This window comes from Arthrobacter sp. E3 (genome assembly GCF_017353415.1).
GTDB lineage: Bacteria > Actinomycetota > Actinomycetes > Actinomycetales > Micrococcaceae > Specibacter.
Genome location: NZ_JAFMPX010000037.1, coordinates 16552 through 35284 on the forward strand (window position 1 = coordinate 16552; position 18733 = coordinate 35284).

Annotated in this window: 16 protein-coding genes and 1 riboswitch; of the genes, 7 read left to right on the forward strand and 9 right to left on the reverse strand. The window is 62.3% G+C overall.

The genetic code is table 11. The annotated features are described in order from the left end of the window. The first annotated feature begins 68 nt into the window (after window positions 1-68). Entirely contained in the window at window positions 69-488 is a 420-nt protein-coding gene (locus JMA46_RS13905; protein ID WP_207345943.1) for a cupin domain-containing protein, read from the forward strand. A 15-nt stretch (window positions 489-503) separates the two neighbouring features. On the opposite strand, the gene JMA46_RS13910 is transcribed toward JMA46_RS13905, so the two are convergent. From JMA46_RS13910 to JMA46_RS13930, 5 genes are all read right to left on the reverse strand, one after another. Then, window positions 504-1517, reverse strand: a complete 1014-nt coding sequence (locus tag JMA46_RS13910; RefSeq protein ID WP_207345944.1) for a PrsW family intramembrane metalloprotease — start codon at window positions 1515-1517, stop codon at window positions 504-506. 95 nt (window positions 1518-1612) lie between these two features. Continuing rightward, a complete protein-coding gene (gene efeB, locus JMA46_RS13915) occupies window positions 1613-2890 on the reverse strand; it encodes an iron uptake transporter deferrochelatase/peroxidase subunit (RefSeq protein WP_207345945.1) in 1278 nt (425 codons plus the stop codon). After that, window positions 2891-4141, reverse strand: coding sequence for an iron uptake system protein EfeO (gene efeO, locus JMA46_RS13920; protein ID WP_207345946.1), 1251 nt, complete (start codon window positions 4139-4141; stop codon window positions 2891-2893). 92 nt (window positions 4142-4233) lie between these two features. Beyond that, window positions 4234-5787, reverse strand: coding sequence for an iron uptake transporter permease EfeU (gene efeU / locus JMA46_RS13925; RefSeq protein ID WP_207345947.1), 1554 nt, complete (start codon window positions 5785-5787; stop codon window positions 4234-4236). Between the two features lie 341 nt (window positions 5788-6128). Further along, complete coding sequence (locus JMA46_RS13930; RefSeq protein ID WP_247647315.1) at window positions 6129-6806, reverse strand: histidine phosphatase family protein; 678 nt, start codon at window positions 6804-6806, stop codon at window positions 6129-6131. 58 nt (window positions 6807-6864) lie between these two features. Between JMA46_RS13930 and JMA46_RS13935 the strand changes: the two genes are divergently transcribed. Further along, window positions 6865-7665 carry a type II CAAX endopeptidase family protein gene (locus JMA46_RS13935; RefSeq protein WP_207345948.1) on the forward strand — a complete coding sequence of 267 codons (801 nt, stop codon included), beginning with the start codon at window positions 6865-6867 and terminating at the stop codon, window positions 7663-7665. Window positions 7666-7835: 170 nt separating this feature from the next. Here JMA46_RS13935 and JMA46_RS13940 read toward each other — a convergent pair whose 3' ends face one another. After that, window positions 7836-8474, reverse strand: coding sequence for a VOC family protein (locus tag JMA46_RS13940; RefSeq protein WP_207345949.1), 639 nt, complete (start codon window positions 8472-8474; stop codon window positions 7836-7838). 122 nt (window positions 8475-8596) lie between these two features. On the opposite strand from JMA46_RS13940, the gene JMA46_RS13945 reads away from it, so the two are divergent. The 3 genes from JMA46_RS13945 to JMA46_RS13955 all read left to right on the forward strand — a co-directional run bounded on the left by JMA46_RS13945 (window position 8597) and on the right by JMA46_RS13955 (window position 14017). Beyond that, window positions 8597-11107, forward strand: coding sequence for a Tex-like N-terminal domain-containing protein (locus JMA46_RS13945; RefSeq protein ID WP_207345950.1), 2511 nt, complete (start codon window positions 8597-8599; stop codon window positions 11105-11107). Between the two features lie 200 nt (window positions 11108-11307). After that, window positions 11308-11425, forward strand: a riboswitch (SAM riboswitch). 75 nt (window positions 11426-11500) lie between these two features. Further along, entirely contained in the window at window positions 11501-12823 is a 1323-nt protein-coding gene (locus JMA46_RS13950; protein ID WP_207345951.1) for a bifunctional o-acetylhomoserine/o-acetylserine sulfhydrylase, read from the forward strand. Window positions 12824-12916: 93 nt separating this feature from the next. Further along, on the forward strand, window positions 12917-14017 hold the full coding sequence (locus JMA46_RS13955; protein ID WP_348770176.1) for a homoserine O-acetyltransferase: 1101 nt from the start codon (window positions 12917-12919) through the stop codon (window positions 14015-14017). Window positions 14018-14084: 67 nt separating this feature from the next. Here the strand turns inward: JMA46_RS13955 and JMA46_RS13960 are convergent, their stop codons facing one another. Then, on the reverse strand, window positions 14085-14534 hold the full coding sequence (locus JMA46_RS13960; protein ID WP_207345952.1) for a hypothetical protein: 450 nt from the start codon (window positions 14532-14534) through the stop codon (window positions 14085-14087). Between the two features lie 229 nt (window positions 14535-14763). Between JMA46_RS13960 and JMA46_RS13965 the strand changes: the two genes are divergently transcribed. Further along, window positions 14764-16377: an MFS transporter gene (locus JMA46_RS13965; protein WP_207345953.1), complete on the forward strand. Its 1614-nt coding sequence runs from the start codon at window positions 14764-14766 to the stop codon at window positions 16375-16377. A gap of 28 nt (window positions 16378-16405) precedes the next feature. Here the strand turns inward: JMA46_RS13965 and JMA46_RS13970 are convergent, their stop codons facing one another. Continuing rightward, complete coding sequence (locus tag JMA46_RS13970; RefSeq protein ID WP_207345958.1) at window positions 16406-17173, reverse strand: SGNH/GDSL hydrolase family protein; 768 nt, start codon at window positions 17171-17173, stop codon at window positions 16406-16408. Between the two features lie 122 nt (window positions 17174-17295). Between JMA46_RS13970 and JMA46_RS13975 the strand changes: the two genes are divergently transcribed. Beyond that, complete coding sequence (locus JMA46_RS13975; protein ID WP_207345954.1) at window positions 17296-17937, forward strand: phospholipase; 642 nt, start codon at window positions 17296-17298, stop codon at window positions 17935-17937. A gap of 140 nt (window positions 17938-18077) precedes the next feature. Here the strand turns inward: JMA46_RS13975 and JMA46_RS13980 are convergent, their stop codons facing one another. Further along, window positions 18078-18305 carry an RNA-binding S4 domain-containing protein gene (locus JMA46_RS13980; protein WP_207345955.1) on the reverse strand — a complete coding sequence of 76 codons (228 nt, stop codon included), beginning with the start codon at window positions 18303-18305 and terminating at the stop codon, window positions 18078-18080. Window positions 18306-18733 lie beyond the last annotated feature (428 nt).

The window sequence follows — 18733 nt, forward strand, 5'->3', positions numbered from 1 at the left end:
ACGAAGCATCGGAAACGAGGTCCCAAGGCGCCCTTGGTAAACTGCGGTCAACGAACCAAGGAGTGAAGATGCTTGAACGATCCGGTGACCATGATTTTGACTATCAGCTTCACGAGGGCTCGCCGGTGCGTGTCCAATGGCATTTTTATGGCCAATCGGAGCTGCCGGTCGCGGTGCAAACCTGGGAACTACCGCCGGGCGGATTCGAGGGCATGCATGCACACACCGAGAAAGATCTTGCGCTGGAGGAAATCTACATCGTTCTCGAAGGTTCCGGGTGCATGCGTGTCGATGACGAGACGTTCAACATTGCCACCGGAGATTCGGTCCTGGCCCGTGTGGGGACGTCTCATGATCTGCGCAACACGGGAGACGGGCCACTGAAAATGCTTGTCGTCTGGGGAACCCCAGGGGAAGCGGACTATTCAAGCTTTGGCTCAGCCAAGCAGGCAAAGGCTGTACGGGCCCAAGCCGCTCCCGCAGACTAGAGTCTTCAGGCGAGGTCATGGGTTTGTTGGTGATATGGGTGCTGGCGCCACCTGCGTGGTGCCAGCACCGGTTGCCACCGCCGCACGGCGGTGATGGCGCAGGACGCGCCAGAGCACGATGATCCCGATCAGGGCAGTGACCGCCATGGCGCTGATATAAAGAACGGTCGCCAAGTTTTCAGCGCTGCTCGCCACCGTTGATGAGATGAATCCAAACTCAGATTGCTGGTGGGTGGCCCCGGTGAGCCACAGTGCCAGCATGGCGGCGAGTCCGTCCGAGGAATCCCAGAGCGCATGCAGCAACGACACGCCCACGAAGGCGGCCAGGATGCCGAAGCTCAGGCGAAAATGGGTCCGGCCCCGTGCTGCGCCAAAGATGGCAGCGCCCAGGATGGCGGTCCACAAGACGTGGCCAACCGGGGCCAGAATGGCACGCACAATCTCGGTTTGAAGGAGTGTCACCAAGTCGATTCCATGTGCGGTGATGGCGGCGTTGAACGCATAGCCGGCCGATTCGAACGCTGCGAAACCGGCACCCACCGTCGCGCCGAGCAGGGCGCCCTGGCTGGCAGTCTTGGGCATCACCCGCCAACCGATGATGATCAACAGCAGGCCTTTGACAAATTCTTCAATGAAGCCAACACCGAGATAGGAGAGAAGGCTTGGCGCTAAATCAGCCTCCAGTAAGGAGGCGCCAAGCACTCCGCAGATGCCGCCGATGAAGAAAGCGATGATCACCTGGAGGGTGCTGATATTGCCGGCGATGCGTTCGAGCACGAAAAGCATGACGCAAAACGGGACCAGAAAGCTGCCCAGCAGGATCAGGGTAGGTATGAGGTTGCTGTTCAGTGTGATCACCGTGACGGCAACCGTCGCCACCCAGAGGGCGAGCCCGGCAAGGAGGGTCTTCCACCACCAGCCGTGGTGATCGTGCCGCCGGTGGTGCGTGCCGCCGTCGTACTTAACCTCGTGGTGCGTGGCACTGACGGCTGCCTGCGCCAACGGTTGGCGGGAAATGGGTTCGTCCATTGTAGTTGTCCTCGGGAACGCCGTGCACGGAAACGTCTGGGAACTCAGTAGTGTGCATCACGGTACGCGGACGGCAATGGAGCGTCAACGGCGGGCTAGTCGAAGAATTCCTTGCCATAGTAGCTTCCTGCCGCCGGCAGCCCGCCGGGGACCGCAAAGACGGCCGAGCCCACATGGCGGATGTATTCGTTGAGCCTGTCCGAAGTCCCCAACTTGCGCTGTAACGCCACGAACTGCTCCGGGTTCTTTTGGAAACACAGGAACATCAGCCCCGCATCCAGCCGCCCCACCGAGTCAAGACCGTCGGTGAAGTTGTAGCCGCGGCGCAGGATCTTGGTGCCGCCATTGTTCTCATGTGCCACCAGGGCGATGTGTGAATCAGCTGGAATGATGGGGGAGTCGGCAGTCATGGCATGGAAGTTGGGCACGTCGTGCTCCTTCTCCCCGGACAGTGGCGCGCCCTCCTTCTTAGTGCGGCCAAAGATGCTCTGTTGGTCGCCAATGGTGTCCTCGTCCCAGGTCTCCACGAGCATGTGGATTTTGCGGGCCACCAGGTAGCTGCCGCCCACCATCCACGGCTGCCCGGCTTCCGTCCCAACCCATACCTGTTCGGTCAGTTCCTCCGGGGTGGTGATGTTGCGCGTGCCGTCCTTGAACCCCATGAGGTTGCGCGGGGTACTCTGGTTCGCTCCGGCGGAGGCGCGGCCAAATCCCAGCACGGTCCACTTGGTGGTGACGGACGTCCGGGCCATGCGGGCCAGGTTGCGCACTGCATGGTAGGCCACCTGCGGGTCATTCGAGCAGGCCTGAATACACAGGTCACCGCCGGTAAACGCCGGGTTCAGCGACTCCCCGGCCATGGCGGGCAGATCGGCAAAATCCACCGGCTTGAACTTCTCCAGGCCAAAGCGGGAATCAAACAGCGAAGGCCCAAAGCCGAGGGTCAAGGTCAGCCCTTGGGACCCCATGTCCGTCGCCTCGCCCGTGTCCACGGGAATGCCGTGTTCACGTGCAGGCTCCACCTTGCCCACCGGGTTCCCGGCCATCAGCTCAGCCATGGCGGCCGACCACTTTGCCAGCACGAGCTGCAATTCGGTAGCCGTTGTTGCGCTCACGTCAAAGGCTGTGAACACGAGGTGGTCCTGTGGGGGAGTCTCGATTCCACTTTGGTGTTCCCCGTAAAAGGGGTAGCTCAGGTGCTCACGCTGTGCCGCGCGTTCGACGTCGGACAGGGCCGGCGGTGCCGCGGCGGCAGCCAGCGCCGCGCCTCCTGCCGCACCGAGGGCCAGCCCGCCTGCCCCGGCAACGGCTGCGGATCGGCTGAAGAACTTCCGGCGCGAAACGCCGGGCTGAGAGGCCGGAGTTGTGCTCATTTAGACCGTTGCCACCTTTTCAGCAATTTTGGCCAAGGGGGCCTGCAGCGACTGGATCAAGGCGGTGAGCTTGGCTGCGTCGGTCTTTTTCAGCTCGTCCGTGTACGGCTTGAAACCGCCCAGAGCTGCAGGGTCCTTGTAGTCTGCAAGAGCGGTGGTGACGCTCTCGAACTGGGTGGAAATCTGCTCGGTCAACGTGCCGTCAATGTCTGCCAGCGCCGGCTTCAGATATTCAAAAGCCTGCTGCGAGCCTTCGATGTTGGCCGCAAAATCCACTAGGTCAAGCTTGGAATAGGCTTCCTCCTCGCCGGTGATCTTAGACGACTGCACTTCCTCCAGCAGTCCGCTGGCGCCGTTGGCCAGCTCTTCCGGCTGGTATGCGGCATCCTTCTCCAGCTCGGCCGTGCGTGTCTTAAGAATGCCCACATTCTTCACAATGCCAGCAGCCAGGGCCTTGGATTTCTCCGTGATGGCCTTGGTTTCAAACAAGTCCTTTTCCAATGGGTGGAAGCCAGTCCATTCAGTTCCGGGCTCGACGTCGGCCACGCGCAGGTCCAGCGCCGGGTCAAGGTCGGGGAAGCTCTCGGCCACCGGCTCGATCCGCTCAAAGAACGGGCGGGCTTCGGCATAGGCTCTCTGGCTGGCCGGGACATCGCCGGAATCGACAGCCTGCTGCAGGGCTGCAACGGCCAACACGAGGGAATCCACCTGGCCTGAAACGTACTTGGCGTAGCCGTCGGTACCTTCCTTTAGCAGCGTCGCTACACCACTGCCGGAAGCTTCTGCTGCTGCGCCTGAGACGGTAAAGGACTTGTATTCGGTGGTGGCACCGGGGCAGTACAAGCGGTATTCCCCGCCCGTGAGAGTCACCGTAAAGCTGACGGCCTTCAGCCCAGGAATCACGTTTTCCCGCTCACCGAGAATGCGCTTGTCACTGAGCAGTTCCACTTCACTGACACCGGAGGCGTCCTTGTTGGAAACGGTGAACGTGACAGGTCCGGCCGGTGCGGAGGAAAAGTCGGGGACGCACTGTTCCTCACCGTTGACCTTCTCGACGCTGACGACAATTTGTGCGGCACCGTTGCTGACAGGTGCGGCATCCCCGGCCGGGGCTGCGGCACTGCCGGAGACAGCGGTGCTTCCACACGCGGAAAGTGAGAGGGCCAGCACGGCGGTTCCCGTCAGGAACGCAGATCCCTTCAGGAAGGCAGGGGCTGTGGTGCGGGAAGTGCGGGGTGTAAGAGTCGGCATGGGGATCCTTTGGGATGGTGTGGCTGACAAGTTTGTGGTGGGGCGAAAAGTGGCTGCCACTTGTGGCGGACACCGCTGAATGAATGGCTAGGTTATGGCGAGGGGGTGCAGAGTTGCCGGCGAGTGCGCCACGCGGCTGCGAAGAGCATGATGGCCGCGATGCCAAGCACTGCCGGTAGATATCTGGACCACAGCACGTTTTCTGCAGTGGCGGATTCAAAATCTGCCAGCTCAGCCACAGTGGCAGCCACGTGTTTGGCTGGAACGAGCCAGCCGCCGTCGCCCGCCACCACAATGGTGCGCGAGGTGCTCAGGCCGCCGCCGCTGAGCGTCAGTGTGGCGCCCTGGGTGTTGACGGCGTCAATGATGGAGCCGTTGGCGGCCCATACCGTGATGGCCCCCTTGTGGCTCCAGTCGGCCGCAAAAGGGCCCGGGTTGGTGGAGGAGCTGATGCCCACGGGCATGCGTCCGCCGTTGAGTTGGGCCAGCATGTCGGTGGAGACCTTGGCGGGTTCTTCGGTGGTGGCCGGAGATGCTTCTGCTGTGAAGACCTCGGTGGTGCGCCCTGCATGGGACTCGGTGCCGTGACTTTCTAGTGCATGACTTGTTTGTGTGCCGTCGGGGGATGTTAGAAGGAGAGTGGCCGCCTCCTCAGGGGCAAGCTGCGCACCAGAGGCAAACTGCAGCGAGCCAGCGGGCTCACCGGAAGCGGTAGTGACGGGCGTCCCGGCTGACTGCAAGGGAGTCGCTGGTATGGCCAAGGGTGCAGCGAATGCCAACACCAGGGCAGAACCGGCCAAAGCAGCACCGACCCAAACCTGCACGCGCGGGAGGGTAAGTGCTGACGGACGCCAGCTGCTAGGCCACAGAATAAAGGCCAGCATGGGGATCAGATACAAAGCCCAGCCCAGCACTTCCACCAGACGTGGATCGTTGGGAATGCCGAAAACGCCGGTCAGGATCGCTGCTCGGGCGGTGCCGTTGGGTGCCAGCCAGGCAAGGTTCACGGTTGCGTCCTGGCCAATGTTGATCCACCCGGCTTCGTGGGCGGTGCGCAGCGACTTCATGACCAACCCTGCCGCAACGAACACGAGGAAGACCCCGGTGGCCTTGAAGAACTTGGCCAGGTTCAGTTTGATGGCACCACGGAAAAGCAGGAAACCAACACCCGTGGCAATAGCGAGGCCGAGCACAGCGCCTGTCCCTGCTGCCAGTGGGCTCAACGAGGATTGGAAGGCAGCCACCATGAAGACGGCCGTTTCAACGCCTTCACGCAAAACGGCAAGGAAAGCCATGCCGGCCAGTGCAAACACCGAGCCGGCCTTTAACGCGGAACCAGCGTGGGCTTCCAGCGTGGATTTCATGGAGCGTGAATTTTTGCTCATCCACAGGATCATGAACGTCACAATGAGGACTGCGACTGCGCCAATGATGGTTTCCATGGCTTCCTGCTGCTGCTGGGGCAGGGCTGCCGAGACGAGTTCAAGCGTGATGCCGATGAGTGCGCTGATAAAAACAGCGGTACCAACCCCGAGCCACATGGGCTTCAGGGAGTGGCCGTTGCGGCGCAGGAATGCTGCAATCATGCCGACTATCAAGGCTGCCTCAAGGCCTTCACGCAGACCAATGACAAGTGTTGCCAGCACCTAGTACCCCAGAGTTTCGTTGTTGCGTCAGCGTGAGGTGTGCCCCAAACCTTTGGCAAGGCTATCCTTAGTGCAGCCAATTGCGCAATTAGGCCAGTGAACTCTGCCCTATTGAGAAACTTTTCAGATTGTTGTTGACTTGCAGCTGATCCGCTGGATTCCTTCCAAGGAATACTTCAAGCCCGGTCGCAGGTGAGAACTCGAATGCAGCATGTCAGCGGCGTCGAGCCCAGCGCAAAAGGCAATCGATGCGCAAGAGCGTGCGCATACTTCATACATTCATTTCCACCGGCCGGTCTACTCCCGATCTTTCGGCACTCTGCCCCCATGAGGGAGGATATTTACCACATGTATTCGGGGGCATCCAATACGGTGTCGGTAGGGTGAACCGGCGTCCACTGCGCGAAATTCTTTTCAAGTGCGTATTGCGTGCCGGTCCGCACCAGGGTCCGGACTTCGGCATTATCGGGGTTGTTCAGCGATTCAAAATACTCCACGGACCAGTGGAACCAGCGCATGCAAAACAAACGCATGGTGAGTCCGTGCGTGACGAGGAGCGCGTTGGGCGCATAGTCGGGTTTCTGCCAGTGCCTGTGCAGGGTCTCCATGAAGGAAGAAACCCGGTCATAGACGTCCGAGCCGGATTCACCTTCGCGGAAGCGATAAAAAAAGTGGCCGTAAGCGTTCCGGAGTTCCTTTTGATCCGCAATTTCCACGGGATTTTGAAAGTTTGCCCAGTCTTGTTCACGCAACCGGGGCTCCTCGATGGTCCGGTCCACAAGGTCGCCCAGATTCATGGCTTCGAGGGTTTGGTAGGCACGCAGATAAGGGGAAACGTAAACGCAGACCTTTCGCCCGTCCAATTGCTGTTTGACTTCCTCCCCGGCGGCGGCAGCCTGGACTTTGCCGAGCTCCGTCAACGGGATTCGGTAGTCGGGAATCCTGTTGTATAGCGTCTGGTCAAGATTGGCAGCAGACTGTCCGTGGCGGATCATGATGATCTTTCCTGGCGCGCTCATGCCACTGAGCTTAGGCCAGCGGCATACAAAATGTGCCCAAGGGCGGCATGATTGCGGTATGGAAGATTCTGCTGCGGTTCCAGCACCCACCAACCCGACAGCCTCCGGGTACCAAGGTTGGGGTGTCCGCTCGCGTCGGCGTCTCATTATCGAGGTGTTGCTGGTGCTGGGGCTTTCCTTGGGACAGTCGGCTGTTTACTCGGTGGTGTCGCTGCTGGACAAACTGAGCCGGGCCCCGATTTCGCAAGGTACGTCAACGCTGAACACGGTGCTCAACAACCGAGAGGTCTTCGACTTCACGTACCAAATCCTGGACATCTTCTTTGCCCTGGTGCCGGTCATGTTGGTGTTCTACCTACTGGCCGAGCCCGGCAAATCAGTGTTCCGTGCCATCGGGCTCGACTGGCGCCAACCCGTCAAGGACGGGCTCGGTGCAGTGGCCCTGCTGGTGGTTATCGGTGTTCCCTCGCTGGGGCTGTATGCGGCCGGGCGGGCCATGGGCATCACCACTGAGATCATTCCCAGCGCCCTGAACCAGTATTGGTGGACCATCCCTGTGCTGGTGCTCTCCGCCATTCGTGCAGGCGTGCTGGAAGAAGTCATCCTCAACGGATACTTGTTGGGCCGGCTGGAGAAGATTGGCTTGGCACCGGTGGCTGCCATTCTGCTTGCCGCCCTGCTGCGTGGTAGTTACCACCTCTACCAAGGGTTTGGGCCGTTCATTGGCAACTTTGTCATGGGCCTGCTGTTTGGCTGGGTGTACAAGAAGTACGGCCGGGTGGCGCCACTTGTGGTGGCCCACGCACTGGTGGACATAGCAGCTTTCACACTGGGTCCGGCTCTGGGCTTCGGCGGCTAAGCCCTTTTGTCCCAAATTGGAGTGCTCCGCAGGATCTGTACTACAGCTCCTGCGGGTGCCCAGCGCCGGATACCCGCAGGTGCTGAAGTATGAACAGCGGCCGGTGCCCACCGAAGTGAAACGGCACCCGCCCGCAAGGGGTGGGTGCCGCCGTCGTACTGGGGAAGTGCCTAGATGGTGACCTGGCCGTTGGCCGTCTCAAAGGTCACGCTCATAATGCCGGGGGTGCCGCGCGGGGAAACCCACTCGACGGCAACGTCGTTCAACGGTGCTTCGACGGGTTCGCCGAGCCACTCGGTGACGCGTTCGGCGCTGCCAGCGATGGTGAGCAGAGACAGCTTCACCGACGACGGACGTGCCTGGGAGGGGTGCAGCTTGGGGTCGCCTTCCCATTTGAGCATGTAGGGCACCTGGGGATCGGCGATCAGGCCCTTGATGCCGATCTGCTGCCAGACCAACTCCTGGCCGTCGGGGAACTTGCGGTTGCCCGGAACGGCGCTGCGGCCGAGGCGTTCTTCGAACGGGACAAGGTCGTCAACAGCGACGCACCAGCCCATCCATCCGCCACCTGCAGCGGAGCGCGCTTTCACAGCCTGGCCAAAGGGTGCTTTGTCCGAGGCGGGGTGGTCAAGGCACTCAACAATCTCCACATAGTGCAGATCGGTGAGCGGAATGATCATATTGCGGGTGCCGAAGCGCGGATGAATTCCACCCTTCACTGCCTCGACCCCGAGGGCTGTTGCGATTCGCTCCGCGGTGGCGGCCAAACCGTCTGATTCACTGGCGTAAGAAACATGATCCATTCGCATGACTTCATCTTGGCACTTTGTCCCGGCTCGCTCGACTTAGCCTCGCCTTAGCCTGATGGGACGTCTGATGTTGGTGCTTCAGGGTGTGCCCGTCCGGCGGAGATGTGGGGCAGAATTGGACTGTGACTGACACCGTCCAAGCACCGCTGACCCTGCCCACCCCTGCCGCACAGGAAGCCCGTATCTCGGCCGCAATTGCTGCCGAACTGGGGGTGCGCCCGGCCCAAGTGCGCGCTGCCATTGCCCTCTTGGACGACGGCGCGAGCGTCCCGTTCATTGCCCGGTACAGGAAAGAAGCAACGGGGACCCTGGACGACGCCCAATTGCGCGACCTTGAGGAGCGGCTGCGCTATCTGCGCGAGCTGGAAGCCCGGCGCGTGTCGGTGCTGGAGACGATCCACGGCAGGGGCCTGCTCACGGGCCCGCTGCGTGCAGCTATCGAAGTCGCGGCCACGAAGTCGGAGTTGGAAGACTTGTACCTGCCGTACAAGTCTTCCCGCAAAACCAAGGCCGACACCGCCCGTGAAGCAGGACTTGAACCGCTTCTTGATGCGCTGCTTGCCGACCCTTCCCGCTCTCCGGCCGCAGCGGCGCAGGCCTTCGTTTCCACTGAGCGCGGCGTAGCCACTGACGAGGAAGCACTGACCGGCGCACGGGCCATCTTGATAGAGCGGGCCGGGCAGAACGCCACCTTGGTGGGGGAACTACGCGAGCGGTTGTGGAAAACCGGCCGGCTGCGCTCCAGCGTCAAAACCGGCAAGGACGCTGCCGGGGAAAAGTTCAAGGACTACTTCGACTTTGCCCAACCGCCGCACACGCTGCCGAGCCACCGGATCCTGGCGCTGCTGCGCGGCGAAAAGGAAGGCGTGCTGGGCCTGGACCTGGCTGAAGCCGATCCCCGCGACGCCGAAGCACAGGCCAGGGCGCGGGCCGGTTACGAAAACGCCGTGGCGCACTCGCTGGGCATCACCGAGTCCGGCCGGGCCGCGGATAGCTGGCTCATGACCAGTGCCCGCCTCGCCTGGCGCACACGCATCCTGACCCGCCTCTCCGTGGACGTGCGCGTGCGCCTGTTCCAAAGTGCGGAAGAGGAATCCGTGCGCGTGTTTGCTGCGAACCTGCGCGATGTGCTGCTGGCCGCCCCGGCCGGCTCCAAAGCCACATTGGGCCTTGACCCGGGACTGCGCACAGGCGTGAAAGTGGCAGTGGTGGACGGTACAGGCAAGGTGGCTGCCACCGACACCATCTACCCGCACGCCCCCGCTAAGCGCTGGAACGAGGCGCTGGCAAGCCTGGTTGCGTTGGCGCAAAAGCACCAGGTTGAACTGATCGCCATCGGTAACGGCACGGCGAGTCGTGAAACGGACAAGCTCGCCGCGGAACTTGTGGCTGAACTCAAGCGCACGGCGCCCGAGCGGACGGTGACGAAACTGGTGGTGTCCGAGGCAGGAGCCTCCGTGTACTCGGCCTCGGCGCTGGCAAGTGCCGAGCTGCCCGGTATGGACGTGTCGCTGCGAGGGGCTGTTTCGATCGCCCGCCGCCTTCAGGATCCGCTGGCAGAACTGGTCAAGATTGAGCCTAAGTCGATTGGCGTTGGCCAGTACCAGCACGACCTCACGCCCGCGAAATTGGACCGTTCCCTCGACGCGGTGGTGGAGGACTGTGTCAATGCCGTGGGGGTTGATGTGAACACGGCCTCCCCAGCACTGCTGGCGCGGGTGGCAGGCGTGGGCCCGCTGCTGAGCGAGAACATTGTGGCGCACCGCAACGAACACGGCCCGTTCAACAAGCGCCGCGATCTGCTGAAGGTGGCACGGCTGGGCCCCAAAGCCTTCGAACAGTGCGCCGGGTTTCTGCGCATCATCGGGGGAGCGGAGCCGCTGGACGCCTCGAGCGTGCACCCGGAAGCGTATGGCGTGGCCCGCAAAATTCTGGCGTCCGTCGGTGCCAAGGGGGCGGACCTTGCCGCCGGTGTGGCCTCGGCGGGTTCCGTGAATCCTGCCGACTTCGTGGACGGCAGCTTTGGCCTGCCCACCGTCACCGACATTGTCGCCGAGCTGCAAAAGCCCGGACGCGACCCCCGTCCGGGCTTCGAGACGGCAACGTTCACCGAAGGCATCGAGAAGATCACCGATCTGCGCCCCGGCATGATCCTGGAAGGGATCGTGTCCAATGTGGCTGCTTTCGGCGCGTTCGTGGATATCGGGGTGCACCAGGACGGCCTTGTCCACGTCTCCGCCATGAGTAACACCTTCGTCTCCGACCCCCGCACTGTGGTCAAATCCGGCCAGGTAGTCCGGGTCAAGGTCCTTGAAGTGGAGCCCGAACGCAAGCGCATCTCCCTCACCCTCCGTCTGGATGATGAGACAAAGGCGGTGAAGGACGACGCCGGCTCCCGCAGTTCCGCCGCCAGCCGGCAACCCAGCGGGGGGCAGGGTGGCGAACGGCGCGGTGGTCAAGGTAGCGGACAGCGCGGCGGGCAAGGCGGGCGCGGGGCCGCACCCAGTGGGGTCGCTTCCAACGGAGGACGCCCAGCCCGGCCAGCGGTCCAGACTCCAGCACGGGCTCCCGCGCCGGCTCCCGCCAACACGGCCATGGCGGAAGCGCTGCGCAAGGCAGGGTTGGGGAAGTAGCAGGGCGGTACCGTCGCGCCGGTTCAACTCCGGCGTCGTACATTCGCTTGAAGAGCCAAAAAGTGACGAAAACGGCATTTCATCAGTCAATAGTTCATGAACCGGCACTTTTGCGGGGAAATTTCAAGCGGATATTCGCTAAAGGTAACAATGGCGTCACAAACTTGGTGCGCCGCGGACTTTCTCGCACACTGGAAGCAGGTCATGAGTGTCAGCACACAGCCCCGGCTTGCTGACCGGCAACCCTCCTTCCGCGGTGGGGTGCCCCGGGTGAGGACCTGGCACCGAACCATCCGGTTCATGGTGCAAGCGCGGGCCATCGATGTTCAGGCCCTCCCCGCACAGCGCGCAGGAGGGCCTTGCTGCAGGCCTCTAGTGTGAAGGAACCCATCCATGAGTAACGGTTGGTCATTTGAAACCCGTCAGATCCACGCAGGCCAGACGCCCGACGTCACCACCGGTTCGCGCGCACTGCCGATCTACCAGACCACATCCTTCGTGTTCCCGTCGGCCGAAAGCGCCGCAGCCCGCTTCGCGTTGACGGAGCTGGAACCGATCTACACCCGCCTCGGCAACCCCACCACGGACGTGGTCGAACAGCGCATCGCCAGCCTCGAAGGCGGCGTCGGCGCACTGCTGCTCTCCTCAGGCCAGGCCGCAACGACCTTCGCCATCTTGAACCTCGCGCAGGCCGGGGACCACATTGTCTCCAGCCCCAGCGTGTACGGTGGCACGTTCAACCTGCTGGCGCACACGCTGAAGAAGCTCGGCATCGACGTCACGTTCGTCTCCGACCCGGACAACCTCGACGAGTGGCGCTCAGCCGTGCAGCCCAACACGAAGGCCTTCTTCGGCGAGACGGTCTCCAACCCGCGCCAGGACGTGCTGGATCTGGAAAACATCAGCACCATCGCCCACGAAGCCGGTGTGCCGCTGATCGTGGACAACACGCTGGCCACCCCGTACCTGATCCGCCCGCTCGAATGGGGCGCGGACATCGTCATCCACTCCGCCACCAAGTACCTCGGCGGCCACGGCACGGCGATCGGCGGCGTGATTGTCGACGGCGGCACGTTCGACTTTGCCGGCGACCCGGAGAAGTTCCCCGGCTTCAACACCCCGGACGAGTCCTACAACGGTCTGGTGTACGCCCGTGACCTCGGTGTGGGTTGCGCCCTTGGCGCCAACCTGGCCTACATCCTGAAGGCCCGCGTGCAGCTGCTGCGCGACCTTGGCTCCGCCATTGCCCCGTTCAACGCGTTCCTCATTGCCCAGGGCATCGAGACGTTGAGCCTGCGGGTTGAACGCCACGTCAGCAATGCCGTCACCGTGGCGAACTGGCTTGAAAGCAACGACAACGTTGAATCCGTTGCCTACGCGGGTATCCCCTCCAGTCCCTGGTTTGAGCGTGGACGCAAGTACGGCCCCAACGGCACCGGCGCGGTCATCTCCTTCGACATTGTTGGCGGGGCCGAAGCTGGTAAGCGCTTTGTGGACGGCCTGGAACTCCACTCGCATGTGGCCAACCTGGGCGATGTGCGTTCCCTCGTGATCCACCCGGCTTCAACCACCCACGCCCAGCTTTCCCCCGAGCAGCAGCTGGCTGCCGGTGTGCGGCCGGGACTGGTGCGCCTTTCCGTGGGACTGGAGAACGTTGCGGACATCATTGCCGACCTCGAAGCCGGTTTCCGCGCCGCAAAGTCTTCCGTGAGCTAAGTGACTGATGTGATTCCCTTGGCAGCCAACATTTTCCCCACCGGCACTGTAAACGGCACAGCTTTGCCTGTCGGCAGCCCCTGGGCGGGGGCCGTGGGTCAAGGCGGAGGGTTGTTGCGCTCCATCGACATTGGCGCACTGCCGCTGGAAGCCGGGGGAGTGCTGCCCTCGGTGACCATGGCTTTCGAATGCTGGGGAACCCTGAACGAGGCAGGCGACAACGCCGTGCTGATCCTCCACGCCCTGACGGGAAGTACGCACGTCAGCCGTGGCGAATCCGAGGAAGACGGCTGGTGGGAGGGGCTTGTTGGCCCCGGTGAAGTCATCGACACGAACAAATACTTCGTGGTGTGCGCCAACATGGTGGGTGGTTGTTACGGCACCACCGGGCCCTCAAGCATTGCCGAGGACGGACGCCCGTACGGCTCCCGGTTCCCCTTCGTCACCATCCGCGATTCCGTCCACTCCGAGGCGCGCCTAGCCGACAAGCTGGGCATCACGTCCTGGCACGCCGTCATTGGCGGATCCATGGGTGGCGCCCGTGCACTGGAATGGGCCGCGACGTACCCGCAGAGGGTGCGGCGCTGCGCCGTCGTGGCTTCCTGCGCGGCCAGCACGGCCGAGCAGATCGCGTTTGCCCAGACGCAGGTGCTGGCCATTCGTCAGGACCCGCACTTTGCCGGTGGGGACTATTACGACGGCGCAGCCCCCACCCAGGGCTTGGGGCTGGCACGGCGGATTGCCCACATCACGTACCGTTCCGAAACCGAGATGGAATCGCGTTTTGGCCGCCAAGCTCAAAATGGTGACACCATCACCCATGCCCGCCTTGGAACCCCTGGGCAAGGCCAGTACAAGGTGGAAAGCTACCTTGACCACCAGGCCCACAAACTGGTGGGCAGGTTCGACGCCAACAGCTACATTGCCATCACCGAAGCGCTCATGAGCCACGACGTGACCCGTAGCCGCGGAACCTTGGAACAAGCCCTGGCCGTGACTGAGGGTGTGGAGTTCCTTGTCACTGCCGTGGACAGCGACAGGCTGTACTTCCCTGTCCAGTCCGAAGAACTTGCCGCAGCCCTTCCCGGGGACGTGCCGGTGCATCGGATCAATTCAGGCATTGGCCACGACGGTTTCCTGACCGAAGTTGCTGCAGTGGGCGGCTTGCTGCGTCAGTCCTTCTTCAAGGGCTGATTTGAAACTTGGCTTTAACGATCATGTTGGTCCGCCCCCTGGGGAACGGACCAACAGTTCGTTAAGGCTAGAAGTTCCTGAAGATCGCTTCGCGGTGCGTCGCGTACTGCTCGGCGGTCACCTGGCCATTGCGGCGTGCGGAGTCCAAGGCGTCAAGCTGGCGCTTGAGTTCAGCTTCAGCCTTCATGCGTTCGTTGGCGAAACTGACACCCTGGTGCGCGTGGGAGGAGTCATAATTTTTCATCGGAATACCGTTGAGCAGCGTCCCTGCGTAGGGGGCGTTGGCCGGATAGGTGGCACCGCCCGGCTGGTGGGCCGCGCCGGTGCGGCCACTTGGTTTTGCCGGATTGTAGGGGTTGGCCCGGTTGGACCGCCGCTTGCGGGAAGCGGCCTTGAGGAAGGGAATCAACAGCACTGCCCCGATGATGATCAGCGCAAAGTACGGCTGAATGTTGAAGGAGGCTGAGGTGGAGGCGGCAAGACTGCCCACGGCCACGGACTCGAGCACGAATGGCACAACACACCTCTTCTAATCGGGGCGCACCCAATCGAGGCGCCTCTCTTCATCCTAGTCGTGAATGTTGAAAGATCCCCGTGTCCGGGGGATGAGAGGTCATGGCGGCTCCCTACGTGGTGGAGTGGGGGAGCTAAATGCCCGACGGTCTATTCCAAGCGGCGAGAATTCAGGGGGAATTCGGGGTAAAAAGTGCTGCGCACTCCCGTGCTTTTGCTCTAACCTGACGGCTATGGGACTCCTTCCAAAAGCGGACGCAAGCGGCAGCAACGCAACCATCTTGTCGTCACGGCGCTGGTGGACGCTGGGCACTGTGGCGCTGGCCCAGCTCATGGTGGTGCTGGACACCACGGTCGTGAACATCGCACTGCCCTCCGCCCAGCACGACCTTGGCTTCAGTAACGGTGAACGCCAATGGGTCATCACGGCCTACTCGCTTGCCTTTGGGAGCCTGCTGCTCCTTGGCGGCCGGCTTTCGGACCTGGTGGGGCGCAAGAGAATGTTCATCATTGGCTTGGTCGGCTTCGCTTCAGCGTCCGCGCTCGGCGGTGCCGCCACCAGCTTCGGCATGCTCATCTTCGCCCGCGCACTTCAAGGCTCCCTGGGTGCCATGCTTGCCCCCACGGCGTTGGCCGTGCTGACTACTACGTTCACCATCCCCAAGGAACGTTCCCGAGCGTTCGGGATCTTTGGTGCCATCGCGGGTGCGGGAGGCGCCGTCGGGCTTCTGCTGGGCGGGTTCGTCACCGAGGACCTGAACTGGCGCTGGAATCTGTACATCAATGTGTTCATTGCCGTTTTTGCCGTGATCTTCGCCAGCATCTTCCTGGATAAGTCCCGTGGCCGCAGACCCCGCCCCAAACTTGATTTGCCCGGCACCGTGCTGGTCTCCGGTGGCTTGTTCTTCATTGTGTACGGCTTTTCCAACGCCGAAACCGACGGCTGGGGATCTCCACTGACCTGGGGCATGCTCGTGGGCGCGGCGGTGTTGTTGTGCGCGTTCGTGCTCTGGCAGCTTCGAGCCCTCCACCCGATCCTGCCGCTGGGGATTGTGCTCGATCGGAACCGGGCTGCCGCTTTCATTGCTGTGCTGATCGCCGGCGCAGGCATGTTCGGCATCTTCCTGTTCGTCACGTACTACGTACAGTCGTCACTACACTATTCGCCCATTCAGGCGGGCGTTGGCTTCATGCCCATGGTGGCCTCGCTGGTGGTGGCTGCCCAGTTGTCCACGAACGTGCTGCTGCCCAAGCTTGGGCCCAAAATCGTGGTGCCGGCTGGCATGATCGTGGCCTGTATCGGCATGGTTGCGCTGACCCGTTTGGGGCTGGAGAGCACTTATGCGTCAGGACTGCTCCCGCCCCTGCTGATCGTCGGTTTTGGCTTGGGTCTGATCATGCCCTCAGCCATCCAGACTGCCACATACGGCGTTGAGGGTGACTTTGCCGGCGTCGCATCGGCGCTTGTCAACACGAGCCAGCAGGTAGGCGGGTCCATCGGCACGGCCCTGTTGAACACGCTGGCCGCCACAGCCGCCACCGCATACGCGGCGTCTCATCTGCCTCCCACACCCGAGATTATCGCCCAAGCCGCCGTGCACAGCTATACGGTCGGATATTGGTGGGCGGCCGCGTTCTTCGGGTTCGGTGCCGTGCTGACCGCGTTGCTGTTCCGCAGGCGCGGCTCAGCACCGCAGCATCACACGGGCGCCCACGCCGCGGCTGCCGTGGCCGAGGATACCGAGGCTGTCGCCTCGCAGAATGGATCGCGCAGTGGAAGGGAACCGCGGCACGCTGCCGCTTCGTTGCAGGAAGCGCACGACGGCGACCTTGGCCCAAGCGTATAACTCGCCTCCGCTGGTGGCGGCAGTTGGGCTACTCGCCCAAGCCGGACCAAGGCTCCCGCCCAAACACGGGTCCCGGAGTGGGCCGCTTTGGCATGATGCCGTCCCCCGACGACTGGTGGCGCAGCCGGCGCAGCACCCACGGGACGAGAAATTCCTTCGCCCACACCAAGTCCCCCGAGCGGGCAGTCTGCCATTTCTGCGGCGGCAGCGGTGGGGGTTCAAAAGGCACCAGGGTGTTGGGGACGTTCAGCGTCTGCAACGCCATGATGGCGATCGTATGGTGGCCCAGAGTGGAGAAATGGAGCCTGTCATCGGCCCACATTCGGGTGTCCCGCAGCTGGCGCAGTGACCATATATCGCCGACAATGGCGTCATGTCGGGCGGCAATGGTGCGCAAATTTTCGTTATAGATGGCCACCTTGCCCCGCACCATGCCCAGCACAGGGGTGTCACGAATATCGGGGCCGTTGAGCAGCAGCACCGTCGCCCCGGCCGCCGTCATCCTTTCCACTGCGGCATCGAGCCGTTCGGCCAATGCGTCAGGGTCCGCGCCTGGCCGGATGAGGTCGTTGCCGCCGGCCGAAATACTGATCAGATCGGGCTTGAGCTCGAGTGCCGGCTGCAACTGCTGATCCAGGATCTGCCCGAGCAGGCGGCCACGAATGGCCAGATTTGCATACTTGAAGTCCGTGGATGTCCGGCTCAGTTCCTCGGCAACTCTGTCAGCCCAGCCTCGGTATCCGTTGGGGCTGCTCGGCTCGGGATCGCCAATGCCTTCGGTGAAGGAGTCGCCCATGGCAACGTAGCGGCTCCACGGGTGGGGCAATCTTGAATCGTTCACCTCCCCATCCTGCCCGCACGTGCCCCTTTTCGCCACCCATTTTCTTCCCTCAGCGCATCCCGTGGAAAGATGAACGCATGAATGAAACCCCTGAAGTTCTTTGGTCACGTCCGGAAGCGGAGCGCGGCGGCACTCCACTGCTGGTGATTTTTCATGGTTACGGCGCGGACGAGGCGGACCTGTTTTCGCTGGCTGCACAACTCCCCGCCGAATTCACCGTCGCCTCCGTCCGGGCCCCGGTACAGGCCGGCCCCGGGTACTCCTGGTTCCCGCTGAACAACGACCTCGGCTACTCGGTGGCCTCCGTGACAGCAACAGCTGCCCATGTTGAAAACTGGCTTGACAGCGTGCGCGGGGAACACAGCTCCGTGAGTTTGCTGGGCTTTTCCCAAGGCATGGGCATCGCCACCACGCTGCTGCGTCACCGCCCGGCAGACTACGCGGCCGTGGTGGGCCTGTCCGGATTCGTGGTCGATGCAGCAGGTGACCCGTTCTTTGACGACGCCGCCGTGGCCGCGCTGAAGCCGGACATCTTCTGGGGACGCGACCAGGCCGACCCCGTCATCCCCGAAAGCGCCATCGAAGCAACCAACACCTGGATGCACGGGCACGTGAAACTGACCAAGGTGCTCTACACGGGCATTGGACACGGCATCAACGCCCAGGAGATCGCGCACGTGGGCGAGTTCCTGCAGTACAAGGTCCTCAAAGGAAAATAATCCCTCCGTTTGGCAGGGCCACAAGCGAAAACACGACGGCGGGTACCCAGCTTGGGTGCCCGCCGTCCGTTCACTGCCTCCCAAACCTCGTACGCTCGGCCTGGGGCCCTCGGTAGCTCTCTTACACTGCCTGAGGGGTATCAGCCTGCGGTGATGCGGACTGTTTCGCCGTTGACGGTGACGGTGTCGCCGTGATGCAGTTGGCGCCCGCGGCGTTCGTCGATCTCGCCGTTGACCTGCACGAGGCCGTTTTTGATCAGTTCAGTGGCTTCAACACCGTCGTCGACCAGGCTGGCAAGCTTGAGTAGCTGGCCCAGGCGGATCATGTCGTCGCGGATGGGGATGTCAATGATCTCGTGTGAACTCATGTCTTAATTGTGCAGCATGGATGGGAGCGCGGCGGACGACGCTTTGGCGGGGGGCGGTTGGCGGAGCAGGCCGGCAACTAACAAGTATCCGGCCATGATGAGCGGAATGATCATAATGAGGATGGTCGCTGTGAGTGGCAGCCCAGGAATAACGGGTTCCACCGGCCCAGTGTTCACGCCTTCCGGGGCAAGATCTGCAGGCCAGGGGATGAGGCGGGCGAAATACAGGGCACCTAGTAGTACTTTGTTAGGTCTTGTGCGGGGGCCTTTTAATTTTGTGTGGGATCTGTTAATTTTGTTGTGTGATGTCTCAAGGCAGCGGTGACACTTCTGTATCAGGACATCGGTGACACTCGCTGCCTCAAGACATCGGTAACATTTAGCGTTGATCGGCGTTTTGAAAACTCACGGTGGCCCGGTCAATCCCG

Coding starts and splice junctions, on each gene's coding strand:
- JMA46_RS13905 (WP_207345943.1), top strand. CDS start 69: ATGCTTGAACGATCCGGTGACCATGATTTTGACTATCAGCTTCACGAG.
- JMA46_RS13910 (WP_207345944.1), bottom strand. CDS start 1,517: ATGGACGAACCCATTTCCCGCCAACCGTTGGCGCAGGCAGCCGTCAGT.
- efeB (WP_207345945.1), bottom strand. CDS start 2,890: ATGAGCACAACTCCGGCCTCTCAGCCCGGCGTTTCGCGCCGGAAGTTC.
- efeO (WP_207345946.1), bottom strand. CDS start 4,141: ATGCCGACTCTTACACCCCGCACTTCCCGCACCACAGCCCCTGCCTTC.
- JMA46_RS13930 (WP_247647315.1), bottom strand. CDS start 6,806: ATGAGCGCGCCAGGAAAGATCATCATGATCCGCCACGGACAGTCTGCT.
- JMA46_RS13935 (WP_207345948.1), top strand. CDS start 6,865: ATGGAAGATTCTGCTGCGGTTCCAGCACCCACCAACCCGACAGCCTCC.
- JMA46_RS13940 (WP_207345949.1), bottom strand. CDS start 8,474: ATGCGAATGGATCATGTTTCTTACGCCAGTGAATCAGACGGTTTGGCC.
- JMA46_RS13950 (WP_207345951.1), top strand. CDS start 11,501: ATGAGTAACGGTTGGTCATTTGAAACCCGTCAGATCCACGCAGGCCAG.
- JMA46_RS13965 (WP_207345953.1), top strand. CDS start 14,764: ATGGGACTCCTTCCAAAAGCGGACGCAAGCGGCAGCAACGCAACCATC.
- JMA46_RS13970 (WP_207345958.1), bottom strand. CDS start 17,173: ATGGGCGACTCCTTCACCGAAGGCATTGGCGATCCCGAGCCGAGCAGC.
- JMA46_RS13975 (WP_207345954.1), top strand. CDS start 17,296: ATGAATGAAACCCCTGAAGTTCTTTGGTCACGTCCGGAAGCGGAGCGC.
- JMA46_RS13980 (WP_207345955.1), bottom strand. CDS start 18,305: ATGAGTTCACACGAGATCATTGACATCCCCATCCGCGACGACATGATC.